The sequence below is a fragment of the Streptomyces asoensis genome, assembly GCF_016860545.1.
Taxonomy (GTDB): Bacteria; Actinomycetota; Actinomycetes; order Streptomycetales; family Streptomycetaceae; genus Streptomyces; species Streptomyces asoensis.
Window position 1 is genome coordinate 2,320,899 of record NZ_BNEB01000005.1, and the last position, 25,314, is coordinate 2,346,212.

At 73.4% G+C, this 25,314-nt stretch carries 27 protein-coding genes; 5 read left to right on the forward strand and 22 right to left on the reverse strand.

The genetic code is table 11. From position 1 onward, the window contains the following. Positions 1-209 precede the first annotated feature (209 nt). The 7 genes from truB to rimP form a co-directional block, all read right to left on the reverse strand. Positions 210-1,118, reverse strand: a complete 909-nt coding sequence (gene truB / locus Saso_RS32850; RefSeq protein ID WP_189928631.1) for a tRNA pseudouridine(55) synthase TruB — start codon at positions 1,116-1,118, stop codon at positions 210-212. Next, positions 1,118-1,567: a 30S ribosome-binding factor RbfA gene (gene rbfA / locus Saso_RS32855; RefSeq protein ID WP_054239652.1), complete on the reverse strand. Its 450-nt coding sequence runs from the start codon at positions 1,565-1,567 to the stop codon at positions 1,118-1,120. Before rbfA ends, truB begins: the two co-directional genes overlap by 1 nt. Positions 1,568-1,617: 50 nt before the next feature. After that, complete coding sequence (locus Saso_RS32860) at positions 1,618-1,911, reverse strand: DUF503 domain-containing protein (RefSeq protein ID WP_189928632.1); 294 nt, start codon at positions 1,909-1,911, stop codon at positions 1,618-1,620. A 251-nt stretch (positions 1,912-2,162) separates the two neighbouring features. Continuing rightward, positions 2,163-5,273: a translation initiation factor IF-2 gene (gene infB / locus Saso_RS32865; protein WP_189928633.1), complete on the reverse strand. Its 3,111-nt coding sequence runs from the start codon at positions 5,271-5,273 to the stop codon at positions 2,163-2,165. 147 nt (positions 5,274-5,420) lie between these two features. Then, entirely contained in the window at positions 5,421-5,717 is a 297-nt protein-coding gene (locus Saso_RS32870) for a YlxR family protein (RefSeq protein WP_189928634.1), read from the reverse strand. Positions 5,718-5,818: 101 nt separating this feature from the next. Next, positions 5,819-6,826 (reverse strand): transcription termination factor NusA, encoded by a 1,008-nt coding sequence (gene nusA / locus Saso_RS32875; RefSeq protein ID WP_189928635.1) that lies wholly within the window; start codon positions 6,824-6,826, stop codon positions 5,819-5,821. Between the two features lie 2 nt (positions 6,827-6,828). Further along, positions 6,829-7,356: a ribosome maturation factor RimP gene (gene rimP / locus Saso_RS32880; protein ID WP_189928636.1), complete on the reverse strand. Its 528-nt coding sequence runs from the start codon at positions 7,354-7,356 to the stop codon at positions 6,829-6,831. A 234-nt stretch (positions 7,357-7,590) separates the two neighbouring features. On the opposite strand from rimP, the gene Saso_RS32885 reads away from it, so the two are divergent. Genes Saso_RS32885 through Saso_RS32895 form a run of 3 tightly spaced genes read left to right on the forward strand, consistent with a single transcriptional unit; the run spans position 7,591 to position 9,663 of the window. Beyond that, entirely contained in the window at positions 7,591-8,202 is a 612-nt protein-coding gene (locus Saso_RS32885) for a hypothetical protein (protein WP_189928637.1), read from the forward strand. Next, positions 8,202-8,735: a ferritin-like domain-containing protein gene (locus tag Saso_RS32890; protein ID WP_189928638.1), complete on the forward strand. Its 534-nt coding sequence runs from the start codon at positions 8,202-8,204 to the stop codon at positions 8,733-8,735. Before Saso_RS32885 ends, Saso_RS32890 begins: the two co-directional genes overlap by 1 nt. Before the next feature lie 28 nt (positions 8,736-8,763). Further along, a complete protein-coding gene (locus Saso_RS32895; protein WP_189928639.1) occupies positions 8,764-9,663 on the forward strand; it encodes an aminoglycoside phosphotransferase family protein in 900 nt (299 codons plus the stop codon). Positions 9,664-9,795: 132 nt separating this feature from the next. Here the strand turns inward: Saso_RS32895 and Saso_RS32900 are convergent, their stop codons facing one another. Genes Saso_RS32900 through Saso_RS32915 form a run of 4 tightly spaced genes read right to left on the reverse strand, consistent with a single transcriptional unit; the run spans position 9,796 to position 13,095 of the window. Continuing rightward, positions 9,796-10,380: a hypothetical protein gene (locus tag Saso_RS32900; RefSeq protein ID WP_229901622.1), complete on the reverse strand. Its 585-nt coding sequence runs from the start codon at positions 10,378-10,380 to the stop codon at positions 9,796-9,798. A gap of 29 nt (positions 10,381-10,409) precedes the next feature. Further along, positions 10,410-11,141, reverse strand: a complete 732-nt coding sequence (locus tag Saso_RS32905) for a WhiB family transcriptional regulator (RefSeq protein WP_189928640.1) — start codon at positions 11,139-11,141, stop codon at positions 10,410-10,412. Continuing rightward, a complete protein-coding gene (locus Saso_RS32910; protein ID WP_229901623.1) occupies positions 11,138-12,508 on the reverse strand; it encodes a BN159_2729 family protein in 1,371 nt (456 codons plus the stop codon). The genes Saso_RS32905 and Saso_RS32910 overlap by 4 nt, the downstream gene beginning before the upstream one ends. Further along, a complete protein-coding gene (locus tag Saso_RS32915; RefSeq protein ID WP_189928641.1) occupies positions 12,505-13,095 on the reverse strand; it encodes an RNA polymerase sigma factor in 591 nt (196 codons plus the stop codon). The genes Saso_RS32910 and Saso_RS32915 overlap by 4 nt, the downstream gene beginning before the upstream one ends. 377 nt (positions 13,096-13,472) lie before the next feature. Between Saso_RS32915 and Saso_RS32920 the strand changes: the two genes are divergently transcribed. Together Saso_RS32920 and Saso_RS38550 are read left to right on the forward strand one after the other, a co-directional pair. Beyond that, positions 13,473-13,895, forward strand: coding sequence for a helix-turn-helix domain-containing protein (locus Saso_RS32920; RefSeq protein ID WP_189928642.1), 423 nt, complete (start codon positions 13,473-13,475; stop codon positions 13,893-13,895). Between the two features lie 291 nt (positions 13,896-14,186). Then, the gene (locus tag Saso_RS38550; protein ID WP_229901624.1) at positions 14,187-14,333 is read left to right on the forward strand and encodes a hypothetical protein; all 147 of its coding nucleotides are present in this window, start codon (positions 14,187-14,189) and stop codon (positions 14,331-14,333) included. On the opposite strand, the gene Saso_RS32930 is transcribed toward Saso_RS38550, so the two are convergent. From Saso_RS32930 to dxr, 11 genes are all read right to left on the reverse strand, one after another. Then, the gene (locus tag Saso_RS32930; protein ID WP_189928644.1) at positions 14,334-14,567 is read right to left on the reverse strand and encodes a ferredoxin; all 234 of its coding nucleotides are present in this window, start codon (positions 14,565-14,567) and stop codon (positions 14,334-14,336) included. A gap of 1 nt (position 14,568) precedes the next feature. Then, positions 14,569-15,789, reverse strand: a complete 1,221-nt coding sequence (locus tag Saso_RS32935) for an NADH-ubiquinone oxidoreductase-F iron-sulfur binding region domain-containing protein (RefSeq protein WP_189928645.1) — start codon at positions 15,787-15,789, stop codon at positions 14,569-14,571. Further along, positions 15,786-16,367, reverse strand: a complete 582-nt coding sequence (locus Saso_RS32940; RefSeq protein ID WP_189928646.1) for a ferric reductase-like transmembrane domain-containing protein — start codon at positions 16,365-16,367, stop codon at positions 15,786-15,788. Before Saso_RS32940 ends, Saso_RS32935 begins: the two co-directional genes overlap by 4 nt. Beyond that, the gene (locus Saso_RS32945) at positions 16,364-17,338 is read right to left on the reverse strand and encodes an FAD:protein FMN transferase (protein WP_189928647.1); all 975 of its coding nucleotides are present in this window, start codon (positions 17,336-17,338) and stop codon (positions 16,364-16,366) included. The genes Saso_RS32940 and Saso_RS32945 overlap by 4 nt, the downstream gene beginning before the upstream one ends. Continuing rightward, positions 17,338-17,712 carry a hypothetical protein gene (locus tag Saso_RS32950; protein WP_189928648.1) on the reverse strand — a complete coding sequence of 125 codons (375 nt, stop codon included), beginning with the start codon at positions 17,710-17,712 and terminating at the stop codon, positions 17,338-17,340. The genes Saso_RS32945 and Saso_RS32950 overlap by 1 nt, the downstream gene beginning before the upstream one ends. Before the next feature lie 155 nt (positions 17,713-17,867). After that, positions 17,868-19,568: a proline--tRNA ligase gene (locus tag Saso_RS32955; protein WP_189928649.1), complete on the reverse strand. Its 1,701-nt coding sequence runs from the start codon at positions 19,566-19,568 to the stop codon at positions 17,868-17,870. Positions 19,569-19,674: 106 nt separating this feature from the next. Next, positions 19,675-20,205 (reverse strand): GNAT family N-acetyltransferase, encoded by a 531-nt coding sequence (locus Saso_RS38990; RefSeq protein WP_189928650.1) that lies wholly within the window; start codon positions 20,203-20,205, stop codon positions 19,675-19,677. A 21-nt stretch (positions 20,206-20,226) separates the two neighbouring features. Next, the gene (locus Saso_RS32965) at positions 20,227-21,075 is read right to left on the reverse strand and encodes a GNAT family N-acetyltransferase (RefSeq protein ID WP_189928651.1); all 849 of its coding nucleotides are present in this window, start codon (positions 21,073-21,075) and stop codon (positions 20,227-20,229) included. Positions 21,076-21,310: 235 nt separating this feature from the next. Then, entirely contained in the window at positions 21,311-22,468 is a 1,158-nt protein-coding gene (ispG, locus tag Saso_RS32970; RefSeq protein WP_203833573.1) for a flavodoxin-dependent (E)-4-hydroxy-3-methylbut-2-enyl-diphosphate synthase, read from the reverse strand. A gap of 243 nt (positions 22,469-22,711) precedes the next feature. Further along, positions 22,712-24,016, reverse strand: a complete 1,305-nt coding sequence (locus Saso_RS32975; RefSeq protein WP_189926484.1) for a M50 family metallopeptidase — start codon at positions 24,014-24,016, stop codon at positions 22,712-22,714. Continuing rightward, on the reverse strand, positions 24,013-25,266 hold the full coding sequence (gene dxr, locus Saso_RS32980; RefSeq protein ID WP_189926486.1) for a 1-deoxy-D-xylulose-5-phosphate reductoisomerase: 1,254 nt from the start codon (positions 25,264-25,266) through the stop codon (positions 24,013-24,015). Before dxr ends, Saso_RS32975 begins: the two co-directional genes overlap by 4 nt. Positions 25,267-25,314 lie beyond the last annotated feature (48 nt).

Here is a 25,314-nt window from a genome sequence, read left to right on the forward strand (position 1 = left end):
AGCGCCTGCCCGGACGGGTGAATGACGCGCGGCCGTTGGATACACCCTAGAGGTGGGGGAACCGAGGGGGGACCGTGGAGCGGCGCAGCACAACCCCGTGTCCGCCGCTCCACGGGCACCTCGGGCCGCGGGCACATCGGACCACGGGCACCTCGGCAGGCCCGCCCCGGACACGCCACAGGGCGCCGGTCCGGGCCTGCCCGGGCCGGTCAGCCGGTGAAGACGGCCAGGCTCTTGGCCTTGCCCTTCTGTTCCTCGACCAGGGCCAGGAGACGGCCCTCGGGACCGAAGACGGCCACGGCGCCCGCCCCGGCGTACTCGTCGGGCATCTCGAGGCGGACGCCGTTGGTGAGCAGCTGGGCGCGCTTGGCGTCCACGTTCCAGCGGCGGAACGCGGCGGTGGCCGCCTCGGCGATCGGCATCACGCTCAGCTCCTGCTGGAGCTGGTCGAGCGTCTTCGCCGAATCCAGCTTGTAGGGGCCGACGCGCGTGCGGCGCAGGGCGGTGAGGTGGCCGCCGACGCCGAGTCCGGCACCCAGGTCGCGGGCGAGGGCCCGGATGTAGGTGCCGGAGGAGCAGACGACGGACACGACCAGGTCGAGGACCGGGGTGCCGTCCTCGGCGACGGCGTCACGGACGTCGTACACCGAGAAGGAGGAGACGGTGACCGGGCGGGCCGGGATCTCGAAGTCCTCGCCGTCCCGCGCCCGCTTGTAGGAGCGGACACCGTTGATCTTGATGGCGCTGACCTTGGACGGCACCTGCATGATGGCGCCGCTGAGTTCGGCGATGCCCGCGTCGATCGCGTCCCGGGTGACCTTCGAGGCGTCCGTGGACCCCGTGATCTCGCCCTCCGCGTCGTCGGTCAGGGTCGTCTGGCCGAGCCGGATCGTGCCCAGGTACTCCTTCTCGGTGAGCGCGAGGTGCCCGAGGAGCTTGGTCGCCCGTTCGACGCCGAGGACGAGGACGCCCGTCGCCATCGGGTCGAGCGTGCCGGCGTGGCCGACGCGGCGGGTCCCCGCGATCCCCCGCATCTTGGCCACGACGTCGTGCGAGGTGAAGCCCGACGGCTTGTCGACGATGACAAGGCCGTCGGGCGGGGTGGGCTTGCGGTTCATCAGGCGGAGTCGTCCGTCTCGTCCTCGTCACCGGGCTTCTTGTACGGGTCGGCGTCGCCCGCGTACCCGGCGCCGGCGGAGACCTCGCGGACCTTCTCGTCGGCGGCCCGCGCCTTGTCGAGGAGGTCGTCGATGGTGCGGGCGTTGTCCGGCAGGGCGTCGGCGACGAAGGCCAGCGTCGGCGTGAACTTCACGCCCGCGGCCCGGCCCACCTCGGAGCGCAGGACGCCCTTGGCGCTCTCCAGACCGGCGGCCGCGGCCGCGCGCTCCTCGTCGTCCCCGTACACCGTGTAGAAGACCGTCGCCTCCCTGAGGTCACCCGTCACCCGGGTGTCCGTGATGGTGACGTGGGAGCCGAGCCGCGGGTCCTTGATCCCGCGCTGCAGCTTCTGGGCCACCACCTGCTGGATGAGGTCCGCCAGCCTCTTGGCGCGCGCGTTGTCGGCCACTGGTCCGTCTCCCGTTCTTTCTTCTTCTCTTGCGTTGCGTGGTCGGTCGGTCAGTCGTCTTCGCCGTGGAAGCGGCGTCTGACCGACAGCAGCTCCACTTCCGGGCGCCCGGCGACCAGCCGTTCGCACCGGTCCAGGACGTCGGTCAGGTGCTCCGCGTCACCGGAGACCATGGCCAGGCCGATGACGGCCCTGCGATGGAGGTCCTGGTGGTCCACCTCGGCCGCGCTCACCGCGAACCTGCGCTGGAGCTCGGCGACGATCGGGCGGACGACGGAGCGCTTCTCCTTCAGCGAATGTACGTCGCCGAGGAGGAGGTCGAAGGACAGAGTCCCCACGTACATGTGTGTAACCGGTTCACCCGCCGGTACGGGATCGATGGCCCTGCCTCCAGGGGCAGGGACATCAAGAACGGTACAACGATCCGGCCGGCGGCTCGACGGGGTTTTCCCCGCCGGGCCGCCGACGCGGATCAGGTGTCCGGGTCCGTCCGGCGCTCGGTGACGAGGCCGGAACGGGTCCGGGGGCCCGAAGACCCCCGGACGACACGCCGGCCGGCGGGACCAGGTCCCGCCGGCCGGTACGGACCGTGGGCTCACACCCGCGGCTTCTCCCGCATCTCGTACGTCGCGATGACGTCGTCGATCTTGATGTCGTTGAAGTTTCCGAGGTTGATACCGCCCTCGTAGCCTTCGCGGATCTCGGTGACGTCGTCCTTGAAGCGGCGCAGGCCCTCGATGTTGAGGTTCTCGGCGATGACCTTGCCGTCGCGGATGAGGCGCGCCTTGGTGTTGCGCTTGACCTCGCCGGAGCGGACCAGGACACCGGCGATGTTGCCCAGCTTGGACGACTTGAAGATCTCGCGGATCTCCGCCGTGCCGAGCTCGACCTCCTCGTACTCCGGCTTGAGCATGCCCTTCAGGGCCGCCTCGATCTCCTCGATCGCCTGGTAGATGACCGAGTAGTACCGGACGTCCACGCCCTCGCGCTCGGCCATCTGCGCCGCGCGGCCCGCCGCGCGGACGTTGAAGCCGATGACGATGGCGTCCGAGCCCATGGCCAGGTCGATGTCCGACTCCGTGACCGCACCGACGCCGCGGTGCAGGACGCGGATGTCGACCTCCTCGCCGACGTCCAGCTGGAGCAGGGAGGACTCGAGGGCCTCCACCGAACCGGAAGCGTCACCCTTGATGATCAGGTTCAGCTGCTGGACCTCGCCGGCCTTCAGGGCGGCGTCCAGGTTCTCCAGGGAGAACCTGCGCGTGCGCTTGGCGAAGGCGGCGTTCCGCTCGCGGGCGGCACGCTTCTCGGCGATCTGGCGGGCGGTGCGGTCCTCGTCGACGACGAGGAAGTTGTCGCCCGCACCCGGGACGTTGGTCAGGCCCAGGACCTGGACCGGCGTCGACGGGCCGGCCTCGGCGACGTTGTTGCCGTTGTCGTCGAGCATGGCGCGGACGCGACCGTAGGCGTCGCCCACGACCATCGTGTCGCCGACCCGCAGGGTGCCTCGCTGGACGAGGACCGTCGCCACGGCACCGCGGCCGCGGTCGAGACGGGACTCGATCGAGATGCCCTGGGCGTCCTGGCTCGGGTTGGCCCGCAGGTCGAGCGAGGCGTCGGCGGTGAGGATGACGGCCTCGAGCAGCGAGTCGATGTTCAGACCCTGCTTGGCGGAGATGTCGACGAACATCGTGTCGCCGCCGTACTCCTCGGCCACCAGACCGAACTCGGTGAGCTGACCGCGCACCTTGGTCGGGTCGGCACCCTCGACGTCGATCTTGTTGACCGCGACGACGATCGGGACCTCGGCCGCCTTGGCGTGGTTGAGCGCCTCGACCGTCTGCGGCATGACGCCGTCGTTGGCCGCGACGACCAGGATCGCGATGTCGGTCGACTTCGCACCACGGGCACGCATGGCGGTGAACGCCTCGTGACCCGGGGTGTCGATGAAGGTGATCTTGCGCTCTTCTTCGTTGACCTCGGTGGCGACCTGGTAGGCACCGATGTGCTGGGTGATGCCGCCGGCCTCGCCCGCGATGACGTTCGTCTTGCGGATGGCGTCGAGCAGTCGGGTCTTTCCGTGGTCGACGTGACCCATGACGGTGACGACCGGCGGACGGACCACGAGGTCCTCGTCGTCGCCCTCGTCCTCGCCGAACTCGATGTCGAAGGACTCGAGCAGCTCGCGGTCCTCCTCCTCGGGGCTGACGATCTGAACCTCGTAGTTCATCTCGCCCGCGAGCAGGTGCAGCGTCTCGTCGGAGACGGACTGCGTGGCCGTGACCATCTCGCCGAGGTTCATCATCACCGCGACGAGCGACGCCGGGTTGGCGTTGATCTTCTCGGCGAAGTCGGTGAGGGACGCACCGCGCGACAGGCGAATGGTCTCGCCGTTGCCGCGAGGCAGCATCACGCCGCCGACCGACGGGGCCTGCATGGCCTCGTACTCCTGGCGCCTCTGCCGCTTCGACTTGCGACCGCGACGCGCGGGACCGCCGGGACGGCCGAAGGCGCCCTGCGTGCCACCACGGCCACCGGGACCGCCGGGACGACCGCCGAATCCGGGACGGCCACCGCCGCCGCCGAAGCCGCCGCCACCACCGGGGCCGCCGCCACCGGGACGACCGGCGAAACCGCCGCCGCCGCCCGGACGCGCACCGCCGCCGGGACCGGCCGGACGGCCGGCGAAGCCGCCGCCGCCGGGACGACCGCCGCCGGGACGACCGGCACCGCCGCCACCCGGACCGCGGCCGCCGGGGCCACCGCCGGGACGCGGGCCGGCAGCCGGACGCTGCGGCATCATGCCGGGGTTGGGACGCGGACCACCGGGACGCGGGCCGCCGGGGCCTGCGCCCTGCGGGCGGGGCATGCCGCCCGGGGACGGACGCGCGCCGCCCGGGGACTGCGGACGGGGACCGCCGCCCTGGCCGCCGGGGCCCTGCGGACGGGGACCGGCGCCGGGAGCGCCACCGGGGCCGCCGGGACGCGGGGCGCCCTGCGGACGGGGCGCCTGCGGGCGCGCCATGCCGGCGTTGCCGCCGGACGTGAAGGGGTTGTTGCCCGGACGCGGGCCCGAGGGACGGGCACCGCCCGGACGCGGGGCGCCTGCGCCACCGGGGCGCGGACCCTGCGCGGCGGCCGGGCGCTGGCCCTGGCCGCGGTCACCGCGGTCCTGGCCCTGACCGGGCGCGGGACGGCCACCGGGACGAGGCGCGCCGGGGCGCGGTCCCTGCGAGGCCGGACGCGGACCGGAGGACTGGGCCGGAGCCGCCGGGGCGGCCGGAGCCGCCGGCGGGGCGGTGAACTCGGGGGCGGCCGGCGCCGGACGCGGCGCGGGCTTGGGGCCCGGCACCGGACGCGGGCCGGAGGCCGACGGCGCGGGGGCCGACGAGGCGGCCGGGGCCGCGGGGGCCGCCGGAGCCGCGGGCGTCTGCGCCGCGGGGGGCCTGGGGGCGGCGGGCCGCGGGGCGGCCGGGCCCGGACGGGCACCCTGCGCCGGGGACGGCGCGCCGGGCCTGGGGGCTGCCTTGCGGGGGGCGGGCTTGCCGCCGCCCTGGAAGGCGTCAGTCAGTTTGCGGACAACGGGCGCTTCGATGGTCGAAGACGCCGAACGGACGAATTCACCGAGTTCCTGGAGCTTGGCCATGACGACCTTGCTCTCCACCCCGAACTCCTTGGCGAGTTCGTATACCCGGACCTTAGCCACTTCGCTCCTTTTAGGTCCGGGTGTGTCCGGACCGTCGCTACTTCATGGGCGTACTCATCGCGTGCTCATCGAGTGCTCATCGCAATCTCGACCTACTTCCAACTCGCGGGGTACCAGAGCCGCACGGGGGTTCCGTGCGACGCCTTCTTACGGTGTTGCCTGCTCGGCAACGGTCGTCTGCTCGACGTACTGGCGCAACACCTTTGTGTCGAGCGCTCCCGGGGCTCGCAACGCCCTCGTGAACGCCCGGCGGCGTACCGCCTGGTCGAGACAGACCGGGGCGGGATGCACATACGCACCCCGGCCGGGCAGCGTACCGCGTGGATCGGGGACGCACGCGTCCTTGATCGCCACGATGCGCAGCAGCTCCGTCTTGGCCGCCCGCTCCCGGCACCCCACACAGGTGCGTTCAGGGCATGCTCCGGCGTGCGTCCGGCCAGACACAGTTAAGTCTACCTCCCCGCGGCCACCTCACCCCTTCGGGCCAGGCTTCGCACACATGCCGCGTTACATCTGTCGTGATCTGAGCCTCGACAGGCCGAGATCTATTCCCCCGCCGCCGGACGCTGCTCGGCGGGCTGTTCGACGTCCGGACGGATGTCGATGCGCCAGCCGGTCAGCCGGGCGGCGAGCCGGGCGTTCTGCCCTTCCTTGCCGATCGCCAGGGAGAGCTGGTAGTCGGGCACCGTCACGCGCGCGGAGCGGGCCGCGAGGTCGACGACCTCGACCTTGGAGACCCGGGCCGGGGAGAGGGCGTTGGCCACCATCTCGGCGGGGTCGTCCGACCAGTCGACGATGTCGATCTTCTCGCCGTTCAGCTCGCCCATCACGTTGCGGACCCGGCCGCCCATCGGGCCGATGCAGGCGCCCTTGGCGTTCAGACCCGAACGGGTGGACCTGACGGCGATCTTCGTGCGGTGACCGGCCTCACGGGCGATGGCGGCGATCTCCACCGAACCGTCGGCGATCTCCGGCACCTCCAGGGCGAAGAGCTTCTTCACCAGGTTGGGGTGGGTGCGCGAGAGCGTCACGGACGGGCCGCGCACGCCCTTGGCCACCCGGACGACGTACGAGCGCAGGCGCATGCCGTGTGGATACGTCTCGCCGGGGACCTGCTCCTGCACCGGGAGGATGGCCTCGAGCCTGCCGATGTCCACCAGCACGTTCTTCGGGTCGCGGCCCTGCTGGACCACACCGGTGACGATGTCGCCCTCACGGCCGGCGTACTCGCCGAGCGTCGCGTCGTCCTCGGCGTCGCGCAGGCGCTGGAGGATCACCTGCTTGGCGGTGGTGGCGGCGATCCGGCCGAAGTCGGACGGGGTGTCGTCGAACGGGCGGGGCTCCTGCCCCTCCTCGAGGTCCTCGGGGTCCTCCTTCGCCCACACGGTCACATGTCCGGTCTCCCGGTTGAGCTCCACGCGCGCGTGACGGCGGCTTCCCTCGGTGCGGTGGTAGGCGATGAGGAGGGCCGACTCGATCGCCTCGACCAGCAGGTCGAAGGAGATCTCCTTCTCCCGTACCAAACCCCGCAGGGCGCTCATGTCGATGTCCACGGCTACGCCTCCTCTTCCGTCTCGTTCTCGTCGTTGTCGTGCTTGTCGCTCTTGTCCTTGCGGTTGAACTCGACCTGCACGCGTGCCGTGTCGATCTCACCGAAGGGGAGTCTGCGGGCGGTGGCCTTGCGGCCCTTCACGCCCGGCACCTCCAGGTCGAGGCCCTCGTCGTCCACCGTCAGGATCCGGGCGACCAGCTCGCCGCCCCCGGTCAGCCGGAACCGCACCAGCCGGTCGACGGCGCGCACGTAGTGCCGGTGCTCGGTGAGGGCGCGCTCCGCGCCCGGGGTGCCGACCTCGAGGGTGTACTCGCCCTCGCCCATCGCGTCCGTCTCGTCGAGCTTCGCCGAGAGCGCGCGGCTCACATCGGCGATCCGGTCCAGGTCCGCTCCGGTGTCGGAGTCGACGACGACGCTCAGCACCCGCTTGCGTCCGACGGAGTCCACGGCGATCTCTTCCAGATCCAGTCCCTGGGAGGCGACGAGCGGTTCCAGGAGCTCTCGCAGCCTCTCGCTCTGGGTGGTGCTCATCCGGGTGACTCCTCGGCCGCGTGTGCTGTTGTGGGACGGTGCGTGTGTCTCGTCAAAGGGTATCCGGTCGCAGGGTGTGTTGCCGTCCACCTGTGCACGGAGGGTGGCGGTCCCTCGCGGGGCGGTGCCGCTGAGTGGTGCGGGCCGGACGCGCGGGTACGGTGATCACGGGCCCGCCGCCCACCAGGACGCCAGTGACGCCAATTCCGTACGAGTTCCCCGAGGACGTCTGCCGTGCCGTTGCCCCTTTCCTCGCGCGCCCCTGCGGGGCCGCGCAGAAGATCCCTGCTCGCGTCGGCCGCGGGGGCCGCGCTGCTCGTGGGCTGCTCGTCCGGCCCGCGGGAGGGCGAGGAGCGTGCGAGCGGCAGTCCGTCGGTCACCGAGCGGGCACGCGCGCGTGCGGCACGGGACAGCGGCGCGCTGGTGGCGCGCTACGACGCCGTCCTCGCCGCCCGTCCGGCGCTGGCGGGGCGGCTGGAGCCGCTGCGGGCGGAGGTCCTACGGCACGTCGAGGCGTTCGGGGGCACGGGCAAGGCGTCCCCCTCGGCCTCCGGTTCCGGTCCCGGTTCCACCACGGGATCTCCCCCATCCTCTTCCACGGCCTCCGCCGTGCCTCCCCCGGCCGACCCGACGTCCGTCGGCGCTTCGGCCACGGCCTCGGCCGGGGCGGCCGCCGTGCCCGTGACCGACACCGCCGCCCTCACCGAACTGGCCGCCGCCGAGCGGGCCCTCGCCGACCGCCGGGCGGCGGAGCTGCTGGACGTGCCCGGTGAACTGGCCCGGCTGCTGGCCTCGGTGGCGGCGGCCGGCGCGGCCCACGCCTATCTGCTGACGGAGGGCTCGTGATGAGCGGGGCGACGACCCGGGCCACGGACGACGCCGAGGTGACGGCGCTCCAGGCGGCGCTGGCCGCCGAGCACGCCGCCGTGTACGGGTACGGGGTGGTCGGCGGGCGGATCGGCGAGGCGCGGCGCGCCGAGGCCCGCTCCGCGTACGACGCGCACCGGGCCCGCCGGGACGCGCTGGCGCGCGGTGTGCGCGACCTCGGGGCCGAACCGGTCGCGGCGAGCGCCGGTTACGCGCTGCCGTTCCCGGTGACGGACCCGGTGACGGCGGTCGGGCTCGCCGCCGAGCTGGAGGAACGCGTGGCGGGGGTGTACTCCGACCTGGTGCGGGCAGCCGGGGGCGCACGGCGGCGGGAGGCCGCGGCCGCGCTGCGGGAGGCCGCGGTCCGTGCGGTGCGCTGGCGCGGCGGGAGCGTAGCCTTCCCTGGTCTCGCCGAGCGGGCCGGTACGGATCCGGCCACGGGTGCGGCGTCCGCGCCGGCGCAGGCCACGCCGACGGCGGCGGCAGCCCCCGCGGGGACACCGGCCGCCTGACCCGATGATCGAAGGGAACGACTCGCGCATGGCTTTCGAACCGCCGCAGCGTCTGGTCAGGGCGCTCGGCGAGACGGCACCGGACGGTGACGGCTGGCTGGAGAAGCTGCCGGAGGCGGCCCGGCAGGCCGTGGCGCTGAGCGAGTCGACGGTCGACCGGGTCCAGGTGCCGGGTGGCCGCAGCAGTCTGGTCGTGCTCGTGCGCCGGGCGGACGGGACGCCGGCCGTGCTGAAACTGGCGCCGCCGCGGTTCCGGCCCGAGGCCGAGCGGGCCGCGCTGGCGCACTGGGGCGGCCTGGGCGCCGTCCAGTTGCTGGAAGGGCCGCGGACCGAGGGGGCGCTGCTGCTGGAGCGGCTGCACCCCGACGTGTCGGTGCGGTCGCTGGCGGAGGCGAAGGCCCTGCTGGAGGCGGCCGGGACGCTGAGGCGGCTGTGGGTGGAGCCGCCTGCGGGCCACTCCTTCGAGTCGGTGGCCGACAGGACGGAGCGGCAGGCGGCGGCGATGCGGGCCGGCGCCGGGGCGCGGCCCGAGGTGGCCGGTCTGGTGGACGCGGCGCTCGCCGCCCGTGCGCAGCTGCTGACGGCGCCGCCCGAGCACCGGCTGCTGCACGGCACGTTCCGCCAGAGCAAGGTGCTGGCCGGTGAGCGGATGCCGTGGCTGGCGGTGGGACCGGATCCGGTGGTCGGCGAGTGCGCCTTCGACCTCGCCCGGCTGGTCCGCGACCGGGTGGAGGACCTGATCGCCTCGCCGTCCGGGGCGGCGACGGTCCGGCGCCGGGTGAAGCGGCTCGCGGAGTCGCTGGAACTGGACCAGGAGCGGTTGGGCGCCTGGACGCTCTTCCGCGCCGTGGAGTCGGGAGTGCGCGCCCACCGGGTAGGCCGGACCCGTGACGCGGAACTGCTGCTGGAGTTCGCCTCCTGGCTGTAGCGGGCCGGCGGGACAGCGCTCCCCTGCTCGTGATCCCCCCGCAGGGGAGCGCTGTGGATCCGGCCGACGTGCCTCCCGAGCCTGCCGGCCGGAGTCTCGCGGGACGGGCCGCGGAGCCCGCCCCGACCGGTGTCAGTGCTCGGCCGGCCCCGCCTGCGGCCGTCCGCGGGCGGGAGCGGGGGCGGCGAACAGGGTTCCCTCGAGCGCGAGCAGACGGGTGTGGCTGCGGATGTGGGCGGCCTGCTCCGCGGCCGCGGGGCCGTCGCGCGAGAGGTGTCCGGTCGCCCGTTCCGTGTACGGGACGTGGGCGAACAGCGGGATGTCCCGGGGCGGGAGGCGCCAGGACAACTGCCGTCCCCCCGCGACCAGTCGGAGCAGGTGCGTGCCGTCCGGTCCGGCGCCGGCGGCCGGGGCGACGACCGCGCTCGACGGGTGCAGCGCCGCCAGCCAGGCCAGGAGGTGCGCGCGTTCGAAGGAGACGCGGGTCAGTTCCCGTTCGAAGGAGTCGGCGTGGCGCTGCCAGCGGGCCAGTTCCCGGCGGCAGTCGTCCAGGTCCGGGGCGGTGTCGTGCCGTGGGGCGGTCTGCGGCCGGACGGTGCGGTCGCGCGGCCGCAGGAGGCGGCGCAGGACGCCCGTGCGGGCGGCTCGGGCGCGGCGGGCGCGCGGGCCGTCGGACGCGCTCTCTTCGGGCGGGCCGCCCGTGGGGGGTGCGGACATGGGGTCCTCCGGTGGCGGTGGGCGGGCGGTCACGTCCGGGGCTGACGGGCAGGTCTGCCGGCGGTGCTCCACAGCCGGTCGCGGGCCTGCGCCCCTGCTGCCGCCCCCGCCCGGACGAGGGACGGCCTCGGTTCGCCCGTCGAGCCGGGCGGGGCGTGCGCGGTGCCGCGGTCCGCGGGCGGCCGCGGTGGCGGTGGGTCCTCGGCGACCGGGGGCATGCGGCTCGGCGGCGGGACCGTGGTGCCCCCGGCGGCCGGGTCCCCGGCGGTGGCGTCCAGGGCCCGGGTGGTGCCGGTGCGGCGATACCGGCCGGCGCTGCGCGCGTTGGCGAGCCGGCAGGCCTCGTCGACGGGCTCCCGCAGGCGCAGGTGCCGCTGGTAGGCCGCCCGTGTGCCGCACGGCGCGGGCCGTCCCCGGGGTGCGGGGGCCGGGGCGCGGGGCGGACCGGGCACGGCGGCGGGCTCTGCCCATGCCCCGTCGGCCTGGTGTTCCAGGGCGTATCGCTGAGGGCCGGTCAGACCGGCGATGACACCGTCCCGGTGACACTCGGGCAGTCCCTTCTCGCGGGTGAGGACGGCGGCCCTGCACTGGGCCAGGACCGGACAGGCCGCGCAGACGGCCACGGCGCGGGACGAGGACCGGCGGGAGAACCACAGGTCCGCGTCCTGGAGCCGGCAGGCGGCGCTCGCCTCCCATGCCCTGCTCCCCCCGTCCCCCGCTCCCGCGGCGCCGGTCGGCCCCCTCGACCGACCGGCGCTCATCGGACGGGCCCCGCGGGACCGGCCGTCGGCACCGCCGGTACGAGCGGCCCGAACGGCTCGCCACGGTCCGGCCGGTACGACGGCTCCACCGGCAGGGCCGGCTCCGTCGGGGCCGCCGGTCCCACCGGTCCCGGCGCTCCCGGCGCTCCCGGCGCCTCGGCCGGTCCCCAGGCCGCCACCGGTTCAGGCTCCCGCGCCCGACGGTGGTCCCGTGCCTGCTCCGGCATCGGCTCGGGCGCCCGCGCGTGCTCCGGTTCCGGCGGTTCCGGAACCGTCCGCAGGTCGCGCGGGTCCTGTGTCGCCCGCGGTCGCGGCAGGTCGGGCGACCCGCCCGTCCGCGGCCCGTACGTCAGCGGTCCGCCCGTCTCCGACACGTCCAGGTTCGCCCACGGTCCGGGGCCGTCCGACGCGACGGCGGTGTGCGGATCCTGCGCCGGCGCCCACGCGCCCGGGGCGGCCGCCGACAGCGGCGGGACCGCGGACGGCAGGACGTGCGGCACCGGGCCGGCCCGCCGGGTCCAGGGCACCACCACGTCCGACGGCGTGACCGCGTCCGACGGCGTCACCGCATCCGACGGCGCCGGTGAAGCTGCGGGGACACCCGTCGGCCCGCTCGCCGTGACGTCGTGGCCGGGCCGCACCGGTGACAACGGCCCCAGGTAGACGGCCACGTTGGCGAGGGAGCACCGCTCGGGCCGGCCGTCGAGGGCCATCAGCGGCATGCCGTCACCGTTGCGGCGGCCCTCGAAGTACCAGATGCCGCCGTAGACGTCGCGCATCGGCGCGGCCAGGTCGTACAGCGTCTCGCCGATCCGGTAGCGCCGGTGGTCCGCCGCTTCCGTGTGCGCCGAGCCCGCCGGGTCGGCCGGGTCCGGGGGCGGGGGCGGTGCGACGGCGGTGCGGGCCACCACCGTCACGCGGACGCCGTCGCGTTCCCCCTCGCCCGTCAGGGTGTGCGGCTCGGTGCGCTCGCCGACACTCGTGACGCCGAAGTAGGAGCGCCAGCGCGCCCATTGGCCGGGGCCGTCGACGCGGAGCACGACCCGCACCCGGTCGCCCTCGACGCGTACGGCGTGCGGTCCCGGGTGGGTGTCCAGGTGCCGTTCGACGGCACTCGCGACATGGCGGGCCCGTGCGCAGGAGGCGTCCCAGCCGAGGGCCTGCCGCTCGAGTTCGGTGACCGGCCGTGCGGTGCGGGACCAGCCGCCGTCCGGTGTCCGGTACAGCACCACGCCGAAGGAACGCTCGGGATCGACGAGGAGCCGGGCCGAGTCCAGGGCGTGCGCGACGGCCGCCGCCTGTTCGGAGCGGACGGTCGCCAGCACGGTGCGGATCACGCGCGCGGCATGCGGGACGTTGCCGTTCACACCGCCACCGCCCCGGCCGTCCAGCGCAGCTTCTGGAGGGCCCGGTGGGTCAGCGCCTTGACCGCGCCGACGCTGCGGCCCATGGCCCGGGCCGTCTCCTGCGGGGTGAGTTCGTCGAGGTAGCGCAGCTGGACGCAGTGGCGCTGTTCGGCGCTGAGCGTGTGCAGGACGGTGCGGACCGTTTCGTGCGCCTCGACGGCCTCCAGCTCGCGCAGGGTGAGCGACTCCGGGCCTCGGCCGCAGGACTGCGGGTCGAGGAACTCGGCCACGGGGGTCTCCAGCCGGGTGCGTCCGCGGCCGAGTTCGTCCAGGTGGAGGTTCTTCGCGATGGTGATCAGCCAGGCGGCGAACGCCGTGCCCTGCCAGACGTAGCCCTCGATGCGGCGCAGCGCGCGGGTGAACACCTCCTGGGTCAGGTCCTCGGCCAGGTGTCTGTTGCGGGTACGGACGAGCAGGAAGCTGTACACGAGGCGGTAGTGCTCGTAATAGAGGGTGGCGAACGCCTCCCTGTCGCCCGCGCGGGCCCGGGTGATCAGCTCGGGTTCCGGGCCGTCCGGAGCGGACGTGACGTTGTTCGGTGCGGACACGGTGGGTACTCCCGTCGACGTCGTGCGGGGTGCGGAGCGAAGGGCTTCCGCATCTTCAATATGCTTGTAGATGTAGATTCCCGCGGTGAACGAACAGCCGCCCCGCTCCATGGCGGAGCAGGGTGATCCATACCGGGGGCTGGGGCACCACGGCCCCGAGGTGCGGGGCGCCGGGCCTATCTACAGTCTTCACGTAGATGCATACAGTGTCAAGTTATGCACGGAGCGCAAGATGCGGGTGGGGTTCGCCGCAGGGGAGCACGGGGGCGCAGGTTCGAGCCACCACCCGCACAATGCTCCGGCGTGCACCGAAAGGCCTGACCGGCGGTCTGCGATCTACTTGCGCTTGTAGATAGCGATGACCGATCCTCTGAGTCGTGACGAAGCAGCAGAGCCCCCCAGGAGACCCAGCACCCGCCGACGACGAGGCACGCCAGGGCGTGGACCTGGCGGTTCTGCTGGAACGCCTGCTGGCGCAGGCCCCCGGAAAGACCCAGAAGGACCTCGCCTCGGCGGCCGGCATCTCGTATCCGACGCTGAACGCCTGGATGAACCGCACGCGCGGCACGTCGCGCATCGACCCGGAGAAGCTGCGGGCCATGGTGGACGTATTTCGGCAGTGGGGCGTGACCACGACCCCGCGGGAGTTCTTCGAGGCGGTCGGCCGCCCCGCTCCCGGGCCGAGCGGCGACGAGCGGGAGGCGCGGCTCCTGAAGCTGTACCGGCAATTGCCGGAGGCACGTCAGCGGGCTCTGCTGAAGGACGCCGAGGCGATGTTGCAGGTCAGCCGCATCACCTGAGGTCAGCGGTGCCGCCGCGGACCGGGGACCGCGAGGCCCTCTCCCGGTGGGCACACAAGGCGGTCCGCACCGTACGAATGAATATGACCGAATCTCCCCCTAGTCACAGCCGCCAGGGCTACCATCAGTCAGCCGCTGGCCTCCCGGAGCGGATCACTCGTGTCGTTGTGCATCCCTGGGGAGACAGTTGTGTGCATCCACATTTCATTAACGGACAACCTGCCCAACATTGCGGTCTGGGATCCGGATGAGGTCAGTATCCGCGTAGCCAGAGGCTTCCAGCTGAGTGACGTGCTCCGGGAAGTTCGCGACATTCTGATGGTCGACCTCGGCGCCCCCGCCTCACGGGGCAGCCTGCTCTGGTGCTTCTGCGGTATGCGGGTCGAACTCCCCCGCGAACTCGCACCCCACGGCGTCCTCGCGGCCGAGGTCTGCTGATCACTCCACCCCCCGTCGGTCCGCCCCTCCCTGAGTGAGCGTCAGGGCGAGGGCCGGGCAGTCGGCGGCTGCCCGCCGGGCCCGTCGCACGGTGCCCGCGGGGACCGGGGCGCCGCCGACCAGGGGATATCCCCACACGTCGAGGGTGATGTGCTCGGGGAGGAAGTCCGCGCAGAGGCCGTGGCCCCGGCAGGCGGTCCAGTCGATCTCGAGGTGCTGCTCGGGCCGGTCCATGTCAGTTCCGCTCCTCGGGGACGGGCAGCAGGGGGGTCGGGGCGGTGCCGGTGCACCGGCCCCGGGCGTGTGCGTCGATCTCGTCCGCGAAGGTCGTCAGGGCACTGCGGACCAGCCGGACGGTGCCGTCGGGGTGGTGGCAGGCGCCCCGCCCCTCGACGAGACCCGACCAGCGGGCCAGGTCGGCGCGGACCGTTCCCTGGGGGCCGGGAGCGGCGAGGACGCGGAAGGCCGCGGCGATGCGCGGCAGCCCGTTGAGACAGGGGCCGCACTGGCCGGCCGATCTCAGGGCGAGGTAGCGCAGGACGCGGGCGGTCTCGGCGGGCCCACAGCGGTCCATGGGCAGCGCGGCGACGACACCCGCGCCCAAGTAGCTTGCTTCCAGGGTGAGTTGGGCGGCCTCACGAGCCGGGACCCAGGTGCCGTGGTAGCCGCCCACCAGCACCGCCCGGACGCCCTCCAGGGGCAGCAGCCGGGCGAGGGACAGTCCGTAGGGCGCCTCCACGACCCGTGGTTCACCGCCTCCCGCGTGGACCGTGCACAGCACGCTGCCGGGCTGGGCCGCCGTGCCGGCCGTGCGGTACCAGTCGGCGCCGTAGCGGGCGACCAGTGCCAGGTGGGCCAGGGTCTCGACGTTCTGCACGAGGGTCGGGGCCCCGTGGGTCCCCCGCTCACGGACCGGCGGCCGCTGGTGGGTGGGCAGGGCGGCGCCGCCGGACAGGAGGCGGGCCAGGGCCGAGGACTGGCCCGCGAGGAACGACCCGGGCACCCGCACGACCTTCACCGGCAGCTGGTCCCCGGTCCGCTCGGCGACAGCGGTTTCCAGCCAGGTGGCCCCGTCCGCCACGGCGAGGTACGCCTCCCCCGCGCCGACCGTGCGAGCCGCCAGCTGGAGCCCGTCCAGGACCAGGTGCGGCGACAGGCGCAGCAGGGTCCGGTCCTTGCGGCTCGCCGGTTCGCCCTCGGCGCCGTTGGCCACGACGACGGGCGCGCGGCCGGTGCGCCGGCCGGCCTCGGTGACGGCGACGAGCTTGCGCCAGGTCGGGAACCCGGCGCCGCCGCGCCCGGTGAGGCCGGACCCGGTGACCGCCCGCAGCAGGCTCTCCGGGTCGTCGGCGGGCAGGGCGCCGTGGCGCCGGTGGTGGGCGGCGAGCCCGGCCGGGGCGGCGCCGGGCGCGAACAGCCGCGGGGGCATGAAGAGGTCCGGGAGGGTCTCGGTCACGGTCGGGCTCCTTCGGCGGTGCGCAGCAGGGCGGCCGGGGTGCGGCGGCCGGCTCGGAGGGCGTGGGCGAGGCGGGCGGCGAAGGCGGCGAGCGCCGCGGCCACGCACCCGGCGGTCAGCCAGGTCATCCAGTCGGCACCGGTGTCCGTGCCGATGCCGATCCCGTGCACGAGCGCGACCGGCCAGCAGGCGTAGGCGAGCAGGTGGACGGCCCGCCAGGCGCGGCGGCCGAGACGTCGTCTGAGGAGGCTGGTGACCAGGACGGCGAGCAGGAGGTCCAGGGCGACCGTGCCGAGGCCGAGCCACAGGGGCCGGTAGGCGCCGGCGAAGGGGACGAGCACGTCCACGGCCGCGATGGCGACGTAGCCGTCCACGACCGCGGTGGCGACGTGCAGGGCCAGGAAGCCTGTCGCGGAGAGGGACAGCGCGCGGTGCAGGCCCAGCGTGCCGAACCGTGGCAGGCCGGGCAGCCGGGCCTTCAGCCGCACCGCGACACCGAGCAGCACGACGACCGTGAACAGGACGAGGCAGACGGCGCCGGTGGCCCGGCCGGCGTACCAGAGGGTCTCGGAGGTCACGCGGCCGCTCCCCGCGTCAGGACGGGCGAGGCGGGCCAGCCCGGGGTGGTGACCACGGTGCCGTCCTGCGCCACCAGCCGGGCGGGCAGTCCCCTGCGCGCCAGCCGGCGTTCCGCGCCCGCGCCCCTCACCAGGGCGGCCGTGCTCTGCGCGTTGGCGTCGGCGCAGGTCGCGGCGGCCACCGACACTGTGCGCCAGGGGGACCTGACCGGCAGGCCGGTGCGCGGGTCGACGATGTGGTGCAGGTCGTGGCCGCCCCGCCGCCAGCGCCGGGCGGTCGTGCCCGACGTGGCGAGGCCGCCGCCGCGCAGGCCGACCAGGGCGTGGGGGCCGTCGGGGGGTGTCCCGTCGACGGAGCCGGTGACGTCCTGGACGCGGATCCGCCAGCCGTCCGCCGGGGGTTCCCCGGCGACGGCCGTGTCGCCTCCCAGGCTCACCAGGACTCCGCAGCCCGCGGCCGCGGCCAGGGTCCGCGCGGCCCGGTCGGCGGCCCAGGCCTTGGCGGTGGCGCCCAGATCGAGACGGACGCCCTCGGGGACGGTGACCGTGCGGGTCGCGCGGTCCAGATGCACGGTGCGCCAGCCCGCGGCACGCCGGACGGTGAGCCGGACCGGGCGGTCGTCCTCGCGGACGAGGGTGAAGTCCCGGTCGTAGCCGAGGGCGTCGAGGGCGGAGCCGACGGTGGGATCCACCGCCCCGTCGGTCGTCCGGGCCGCGCGCAGGGCCACGTCGAGGGCCTCGGCGAGCAGCGGGCTGACCCGGACGGGACGGCCGGCGGCGGCGTCGAGGGCGGCCAGTTCGGAGTCGTCGCGGACGCGGCTGCATGCCGCGTCGACCTCGGCGAGATAGCGGGCGAGCAGGAGGTCGCACGACCCCAGCAGGGCCGGGTCGGTGACGACCAGGCGGACGGTGGTGCCGAGCGCCCGCCACTGCGCGGCGGCCGCGGTGCGGGATCCTGTGCGGGCGCTCATCACGACGCCCCCGAGGTGGCGTCGGCGGAACCGCCGGAGGAGGCCGTGAGCCCGCCGCCCGAGGAGGAGGCCGCGCCGTCCGAGGAGGACGAGCCGCTCGACGAGGAGTCCGTGCCGCCACCGGTGGTGCCGGCCGTGGTGGAGTCCGTGCTGTCGCCGTCCGCCGCGGCGGAACCCGCGCCGGTGTCCGGGCCGGAGACGCTGCTGGTGTCGGTGCCGCTCGCCGTCGTGCCGGCGTCGGCCTGAAAGGAGCCGATCAGGGCGAACACCCCGGCCGCGGCGGCCAGCGTCACCGCCGCCGCGAGGGCGGCCGTCCGGCGCGCACCTCTGCGGACCGCTGCCGCGGCCCCCCGTTCCTCTTCCCTGATCGCCATGACCGTTCCCCTCCGCAGTGACGTGCTGTCACGTCCTACGGTCGGGGAACGGTCTGAGAGCGGTCTGCGAGACGGCTGTGAGCCGCGGTAGAACTCTCTGAGACGTCGCTTTACGTCACGCGGTCAGGCGGTCACGCGGTCACGCGGTCACGCGGTCACGCGGTCAGGCGGGCGATCGCCTCGTCGACGGTGAGCTCCTCGCGCTCACCGGTCCTGCGGTCCTTCAGCTCCAGGACGCCCTCCGCGGCACGGCGGCCCGCCACCAGGATCTTCGGCACGCCCATCAGCTCGGAGTCGGTGAACTTCACGCCCGGGGAGACACCGGCCCGGTCGTCGACCAGGACGCGCAGACCGGCCTCGCGCAGCCGCTCGGAGACGTCCAGCGCCAGCTCCGTCTGGAGGGCCTTGCCCGCGGCGACGACGTGCACGTCGGCGGGGGCGACCTCGGCGGGCCAGCACAGGCCCTTCTCGTCGGCGGTCTGCTCGGCGAGGGCGGCGACGGCGCGGGAGACGCCGATGCCGTAGGAGCCCATGGTCACGCGGACCGGCTTGCCGTTCTGGCCGAGGACGTCGAGCTTGAGGGCGTCGGCGTACTTGCGGCCCAGCTGGAAGATGTGGCCGATCTCGATGGCGCGGTCGAGGTGGAGGCCGGTGCCGCACTTCGGGCAGGGGTCGCCCTCCTGGACGACCACGACGTCGACGTACGCGCCGACCTCGAAGTCACGGCCCGCGACGACGTTCTTCGCGTGCAGGCCCTCCTTGTTGGCGCCGGTGATCCAGGCGGTGCCGGGGGCCACGCGCGGGTCGGCGATGTAGGTGACCTTCTCCAGGCCCTGCGGGCCGACGTAGCCGCGCACCAGGTCGGGGCGGCCGACGAAGTCCTCGGCGGTGACCAGTTCGACGGCGGCCGGGGCGAAGTGCGCCTCGACCTTGTCCAGGTCGACCTCGCGGTCGCCGGGAACGCCCACGGCGACGATCTCGCCGTCGACCTTGACGAGCAGGTTCTTCAGGGTGGCCGAGGCCGGGACGCCGAGGTGGGCGGCGAGGGTCTCGATGGTCGGGGTGTCCGGGGTGGGGATCTCCTCGAGCGCGGGCACGCCGTCGGCGTCCACCGGCTTCAGCTCGTAGGTGATCGCCTCGGTGTTGGCCGCGAAGTCGCAGTGGGGACAGTCGGCGAAGGTGTCCTCGCCGGCGCCGGCCGGCGCGAGGAACTCCTCCGACTTCGAGCCGCCCATCGCGCCCGCGGTGGCGGCGCAGATGCGGTAGTCGAGGCCGAGGCGCTCGAACACCTTCTGGTAGGCCTGGCGGTGCAGGGCGTACGAGCGGGCCAGGCCCTCGTCCTCGGTGTCGAAGGAGTACGAGTCCTTCATGAGGAACTCACGGCCGCGCAGGATGCCGGCCCGGGGACGGGCCTCGTCGCGGAACTTCGTCTGGATCTGGTAGAGGATGACCGGCAGGTCCTTGTAGGAGGACGCCTGGTCCTTCACGATCAGCGTGAAGATCTCCTCGTGCGTCGGGCCGAGCAGGTAGTCGCCGCCCCTGCGGTCCTGGAGGCGGAACAGCTCCGGGCCGTACTCCTCCCAGCGGCCGGTCGCCTCGTAGGGCTCGCGGGGCAGCAGGGCGGGGAGGCTGACCTCCTGGGCGCCGATGGCGTCCATCTCCTCGCGGACGATGCGCTCCACGTTGGCGAGGACCTTCTTGCCGAGCGGCAGCCAGGACCAGATGCCGGCGGCGGTACGGCGGACGTAGCCGGCCCGGACGAGGAGCTTGTGGCTGAGGACCTCCGCGTCCGCCGGGTCGTCGCGCAGCGTCTTCGCCATCAACTGGGACATGCGCTGGACCGGTGCGTTCGCCATGGTTCTCGTACTCCTGCCGATGGGGGTCCCCCCGCCCGCGCGGAGCCGGGCGTGGGGAGGGTAATGGCTAGGAGGTTAGCCGGGGACGCGGCGGGCCGGAAATCCGTTATGCGCGAAGGAGCGGCAGCGGGGCGCCCATCACCGCGTACGGGCGGGGCGCGCTGGGGAACAGCACTCTGCGGGCCAGGTCCTGGTAGCCCAGGGAGCGGTAGAGGGCGCGGGCGGGGCTCTCGGTGTCGATCGCGGAGAGGATCGAGCGCGGCTCGGTGGCGGTGTCGGTGATCGTGGTGATCAGGGCCCGGCCGCCGCCGCGGTTCTGGTACGCGGGGTGGACGTGCAGTTCGGTGATCACGAAGGAGTCGTCCAGCCACTGTTCGTTGCCCTGGGCCCGCAGGTAGGGCTGGACGACGGTCGACCACCAGTGGGTGCGGTCGTTGGGCATCCCGTAGACGAAGCCGACGAGCCGTTCCCCGACGGTCGCGCCGAAGGCCCGCGCCCCCGGGTGGGTCATGTGCCGCAGGACGATCTGCCTGCGCACGGCCACCTCGTCGGGGCCCAGTCCGAAGGCGGTCGCTTGGACGGCCAGGGCCTCGTCCACATGGGCGGGGAGGTCCAAGGGGCCGATCACGAGGTCCATGGCGGGGAGCCTACAGGTGCGTCAGAAGAGCACGCTGGTGAAGGCGCCGACCTCCTGGAAGCCCACCCTGCCGTAGGTGCGCCGGGCCGCGGTGTTGAAGTCGTTCACGTAGAGGCTGACCACCGGGGCCACGTCGGCCAGGGCGTAGCGCAGGACCGCGGCCATGCCGGGGGCCGCCAGTCCCTGACCCCGGTACTCGGGGGCCACCCACACGCCCTGGATCTGGCAGGCGTCGGAGGTCGCCGCGCCGATCTCCGCCTTGAAGACGACCCTGCCGTGTTCGTCGAGGCGGGCGAACGAGCGGCCGGAGCCGACGAGTTCGGCGACCCGGGCCTGGTAGAGCAGGCCGCCGTCGCCGGCCATCGGGGAGACGCCGACCTCCTCGGTGAACATCGCCACGCACGCCGGCATGATCGTGTCCATCTCGTCCTTGCGGATGCGGCGGACGTAGGGGTCCGGGGCGATGTCCGCCGGCATGCGGTCGGTGACCATCAGGGGCTGGCGGGCGCGGACCTCGCGGGCCGGGCCCCAGTGGGGTTCGAGGAGGCGCCAGAGCTGGGTCGTCGGTTCGGCCGGGCCCACGATCGAGGAGCAGCGGCGCCCCGCGCGGCGGGCGCGGTCGGCGAAGGCGCGTACGGCGCGGGGGGTGGCGCAGATCGGGACGAGGTTGGCGCCCGCGTAGCACAGGGACGTCAGCATGCCGTCCTCGTACCAGCCCCACATCTCGCCGCCGAGACGCCAGGGGTCCAGGCCGGCGACCTGGACGCGGGACGTGACGAAGGCGTTGGCGACCGGCTCGCGGTCGAGGACGGCGAGCGCGGCGTCCAGGTCGCTCGGTTCGAGGACCCGGGAGGTGGTCTGGGTCAACACGCGCGGGGCCTCACACTCAGGTCTGCTGGTCCCCGCACTGTACCTGCGGAAGCTTTGGCGTGCCGACCCGTGTTCAGGCTGCGTTCGTCGGCGGTGACCGTGGGCTTGTCGTGCCGTCCACCGGGGGCTGCCGCCCCCCGGCCCCCCGCTGTCGGCCTGAACGGCCTCGTCCTTGCACGCCGGACGGGCCGGGGGCAGCCGGCCCGTCCGCTACGGACGTCGCGTCCGGGGTGGGTCAGCCCGCGACGGAGACGGACGGTTCGCCCGAGGCGATGCCCGCCTCTTCCATCTGTTCGGCCAGTTTCATGGCTTCCTCGATGAGGGTCTCGACGATCTTCGACTCGGGAACGGTCTTGATGACCTCGCCCTTCACGAAGATCTGCCCCTTGCCGTTGCCGGAAGCCACACCCAGGTCCGCCTCACGCGCCTCACCCGGCCCGTTGACGACACAGCCCATCACCGCGACCCGCAACGGGACCTCCATCCCCGTCAGACCCGCCGTGACCTCCTCGGCCAGCTTGTACACATCCACCTGCGCCCGCCCGCACGACGGACACGACACGATCTCCAGACCCCGCTGCCTCAGATTCAACGACTCCAGGATCTGGTTGCCGACCTTGACCTCCTCCACCGGAGGAGCCGACAGTGAGACCCGGATCGTGTCACCGATCCCCTGCGAGAGCAGCGCACCGAACGCCACCGCCGACTTGATCGTCCCCTGGAACGCAGGCCCCGCCTCCGTCACCCCCAGGTGCAGCGGATAATCGCTCTGCGCCGCCAGCTGACGGTACGCCTCGATCATGATCACCGGATCGTTGTGCTTCACCGAGATCTTGATGTCACGGAAACCGTGCTCCTCGAACAGCGACGCCTCCCACAGCGCGCTCTCCACCAGAGCCTCCGGAGTCGCCCTGCCGTACTTCTGGAGAAGGCGCCGGTCCAGCGAACCGGCGTTCACCCCGATCCGGATCGGCGTGCCGTGCTCCCTCGCCGCCTGCGCGATCTCCTTGACCTTGTCGTCGAACTGCTTGATGTTGCCCGGGTTCACCCGCACCGCGGCACACCCCGCCTCGATCGCCGCGAACACGTACTTCGGCTGGAAGTGGATGTCCGCGATCACCGGGATCTGCGACTTACGGGCGATCGTCGCCAACGCGTCCGCGTCGTCCTGCGTCGGACACGCCACCCGCACGATCTGGCAGCCCGACGCCGTCAGCTCAGCGATCTGCTGCAACGTGGCACCGATGTCCGACGTACGCGTCGTCGTCATCGACTGCACCGACACCGGGGCGTCCCCACCGACCGCGACGGACCCCACCTGGATCTGCCGGCTCTTGCGGCGCTCGGCGAGCTTGGTCGGAACGGACGGCATGCCGAGAGAAATCGCAGTCATCTGCTGTGCAACCCCAAGTCGTGGATCAAGGCCCAGGTCCCGTCGGAGGCGGGTTCCAGACTTCGAGATTACGGCACCGCCACCGGCCCGAGCACTCCCCCGCCTCGAACCACTCGGCGGGGGGACCTCCACCGCCGTAAACCCGCGCGCCGGACGGCGGCCGTGCCGGGACGCGGAACGGCCCGGCACCAGGGAGGTGCCGGGCCGTCGGGGACCGCGCGGACCGGGGGCCGGCCGGACCGCCTAGGAGATCTTCACCGGGTTCACCACGTCGGCGATCAGGACGAGCACCGTGAAGCAGATGAAGATGCCCGCGACCACGTACGCCACCGGCATCAGCTTCGCCACGTCGAACGGACCCGGGTCGGGCCGGCGCAGGACCTTGGCGAGATTGCGGCGCAGCGACTCCCACAGGGCGCCCGCGATGTGTCCGCCGTCGAGCGGCAGCAGCGGGAGCATGTTGAAGAGGAACAGCGAGAGGTTGAAGCCCGCGACCAGCATCACGGCCATGGCGAGCTGCTGCGAGGCCGGGATGTCCAGGGTGAAGATCTCGCCGCCGACCCGGGCCGCGCCGACCACGCCCATGGGCGAGTCGGGCTCGCGGGGGGCGCCGTCGAAGGCCGCGTTCCACAGGGCCGGGATCTTGCCGGGCAGGGCGGCGATGGAGTCGACGGCCTCGCCCACCCGGTCGGTCATCCAGGACACGGAGTCGCCGAAGTCCTGCTTGACGACGCCGGTGGCCGCGCTGAAGCCGAGGAAGCCGGCCTTGATGTACTCGCCCTGGACGTAGGTCCCGTCGGAGTCCTTCTTGGCGACCTGGTTGGTGGCGATCTTCGCGTGCAGGGTCACTTCCTTGCCGCCGCGGTCGACGACGATGGCGACCTCCTTGCCCGCGCTGACCCGGATCAGGTCCGAGAGCGTGTTCCAGTCGTCGGTGCGCCGGCCCGCGAAGGAGACGATCTCGTCGCCCGGCTTCATGCCGGCGGCCGCGGCCGGGGAGGCCGGGTCGGTCGGCTTGCACGCGTCGCGGTTCTGGCTCTGCGCGATGACGCACGGGGAGACGGAGCTGACGGTGGTGGTCTGCTGCTGGATGCCGAAGCCCATCAGCACCGTGAGGAACAGACCCACCGCGAGCACCAGGTTCATGAAGGGGCCCGCGAACATCACGATGACGCGCTTCCACGGCTTGCGCGTGTAGAACATGCGCGACTCGTCGCCCGGCTGGAGCTCCTCGTAGGCGGCCGAGCGGGCGTCCTCGATCATGCCGCGCCAGGGGGAGGTGGAGCGGGCGCTGATCCGGCCGTCGTCGCCGGGCGGGAACATGCCGATCATGCGGATGTAGCCGCCGAAGGGGATCGCCTTGAAGCCGTACTCGGTCTCGCCCTTCCTGCGGGAGAACACGGTCGGGCCGAAGCCCACCATGTACTGCGGGACGCGGATGCCGAACATCTTGGCCGTGGAGAGGTGCCCCAGCTCGTGCCAGGCGATCGAGAAGAGCAGGCCGACCGCGAAGACGACTATGCCGAGGATCATCATCAGGGCTGTCATGCACGCGCCTCCGCGGTAGCCGTCAGTTCCCGGGACCGGGCCCGTGCCCAGGTCTCCGCTTCGAGGACGTCCGACACGGTGAGTGAAGTTCCCGTCGCCGGCGTGCCGTGCTCGCGCACGACCCGGGTGACGGTCTCCATGATCCCGTTGAACGGCAGCGCGCCCTTGCGGAACGCCTCCACGCACTCCTCGTTGGCGGCATTGAACACCGCCGGGGCTGTGCCCGCGAGCTCGCCCACGTGCCGCGCGAGGTTCACCGAGGGGAAGGCCTCGTTGTCGAGCGGGAAGAACTCCCAGGTCGACGCCGTGCTCCAGTCGAAGGCGGGCGCCGCGTCGGGGACGCGCCGCGGCCAGCCGAGACCTATGGCGATCGGCCCCCGCATGTCGGGGGGCGTCGCCTGGGCCAGCGTCGATCCGTCCGTGAACTCCACCATCGAGTGGACATACGACTGGGGATGCACGACCACCTCAATGCGGTCGAAGGGAATGTCGTAGAGCAGGTGCGCCTCGATCACCTCCAGGCCCTTGTTGACCAGGGTCGCGGAGTTGATGGTGATCACCGGGCCCATGGACCAGGTCGGGTGGGCGAGGGCGTCCTCGACCGTCACGTCGGCCAGCTGCTGCTTGGTGCGGCCCCGGAACGGACCGCCGGAGGCGGTGACGACCAGCTTGCGGACCTCCGCGCGCGTGCCCGCGGCGAGGGCCTGGAAGAGCGCCGCGTGCTCGGAGTCGACCGGGATGATCTGTCCGGGCCCGGCGAGCGCCTTCACGAGCGGACCGCCGACGATGAGCGACTCCTTGTTGGCGAGCGCGAGGGCGCGGCCCGCCTCCAGGGCGGCGAGGGTCGGCGCGAGGCCGATGGAGCCCGTGATGCCGTTCAGGACGGTGTGGCAGTCGGAGGCGGCGAGCTCGGTGGCGGCCTCGGGTCCCGCGAGGATCTCGGGGAGCGGCTCCCCCGTGCCGTACTCGGTGGCGAGAGCCTCGCGCAGCGCGGGCACCACGTCCTCGCGGGCGACCGCGACGGTCCGCACCCTCAGCCTGCGGGCCTGTTCGGCGAGAAGGGCGACCCGGCCGCCGTTGGCGGACAGGCCGGTCACCCGGAAACGGTCCGGGTTGCGCAGCACGAGGTCGATGGCCTGGGTGCCGATCGAACCGGTGGAGCCGAGGATCACCACGTCCTTCGGGCCGTCGCCCGCGACCGGATCGTGGACGAGGTGCGGGTCGGCGAGGGGGGCTGGACTGTCGCTCATCCCCCCATTGTTGCGGTACCGGGGGCCTGGCAGGACAGGGTGCCCCCC

Coding starts and splice junctions, on each gene's coding strand:
- Saso_RS32900 (WP_229901622.1), bottom strand. CDS start 10,380: ATGTCCGCACCCCCCACGGGCGGCCCGCCCGAAGAGAGCGCGTCCGAC.
- Saso_RS32975 (WP_189926484.1), bottom strand. CDS start 24,016: ATGACAGCCCTGATGATGATCCTCGGCATAGTCGTCTTCGCGGTCGGC.
- Saso_RS32930 (WP_189928644.1), bottom strand. CDS start 14,567: ATGGACCGGCCCGAGCAGCACCTCGAGATCGACTGGACCGCCTGCCGG.
- ispG (WP_203833573.1), bottom strand. CDS start 22,468: ATGACTGCGATTTCTCTCGGCATGCCGTCCGTTCCGACCAAGCTCGCC.
- Saso_RS32950 (WP_189928648.1), bottom strand. CDS start 17,712: ATGGCGATCAGGGAAGAGGAACGGGGGGCCGCGGCAGCGGTCCGCAGA.
- Saso_RS32890 (WP_189928638.1), top strand. CDS start 8,202: ATGAGCGGGGCGACGACCCGGGCCACGGACGACGCCGAGGTGACGGCG.
- rimP (WP_189928636.1), bottom strand. CDS start 7,356: ATGAGCACCACCCAGAGCGAGAGGCTGCGAGAGCTCCTGGAACCGCTC.
- Saso_RS32905 (WP_189928640.1), bottom strand. CDS start 11,141: ATGAGCGCCGGTCGGTCGAGGGGGCCGACCGGCGCCGCGGGAGCGGGG.
- Saso_RS32955 (WP_189928649.1), bottom strand. CDS start 19,568: ATGGCGAACGCACCGGTCCAGCGCATGTCCCAGTTGATGGCGAAGACG.
- Saso_RS32945 (WP_189928647.1), bottom strand. CDS start 17,338: ATGAGCGCCCGCACAGGATCCCGCACCGCGGCCGCCGCGCAGTGGCGG.
- Saso_RS38990 (WP_189928650.1), bottom strand. CDS start 20,205: ATGGACCTCGTGATCGGCCCCTTGGACCTCCCCGCCCATGTGGACGAG.
- truB (WP_189928631.1), bottom strand. CDS start 1,118: ATGAACCGCAAGCCCACCCCGCCCGACGGCCTTGTCATCGTCGACAAG.
- Saso_RS32895 (WP_189928639.1), top strand. CDS start 8,764: ATGGCTTTCGAACCGCCGCAGCGTCTGGTCAGGGCGCTCGGCGAGACG.
- dxr (WP_189926486.1), bottom strand. CDS start 25,266: ATGAGCGACAGTCCAGCCCCCCTCGCCGACCCGCACCTCGTCCACGAT.
- Saso_RS32860 (WP_189928632.1), bottom strand. CDS start 1,911: ATGTACGTGGGGACTCTGTCCTTCGACCTCCTCCTCGGCGACGTACAT.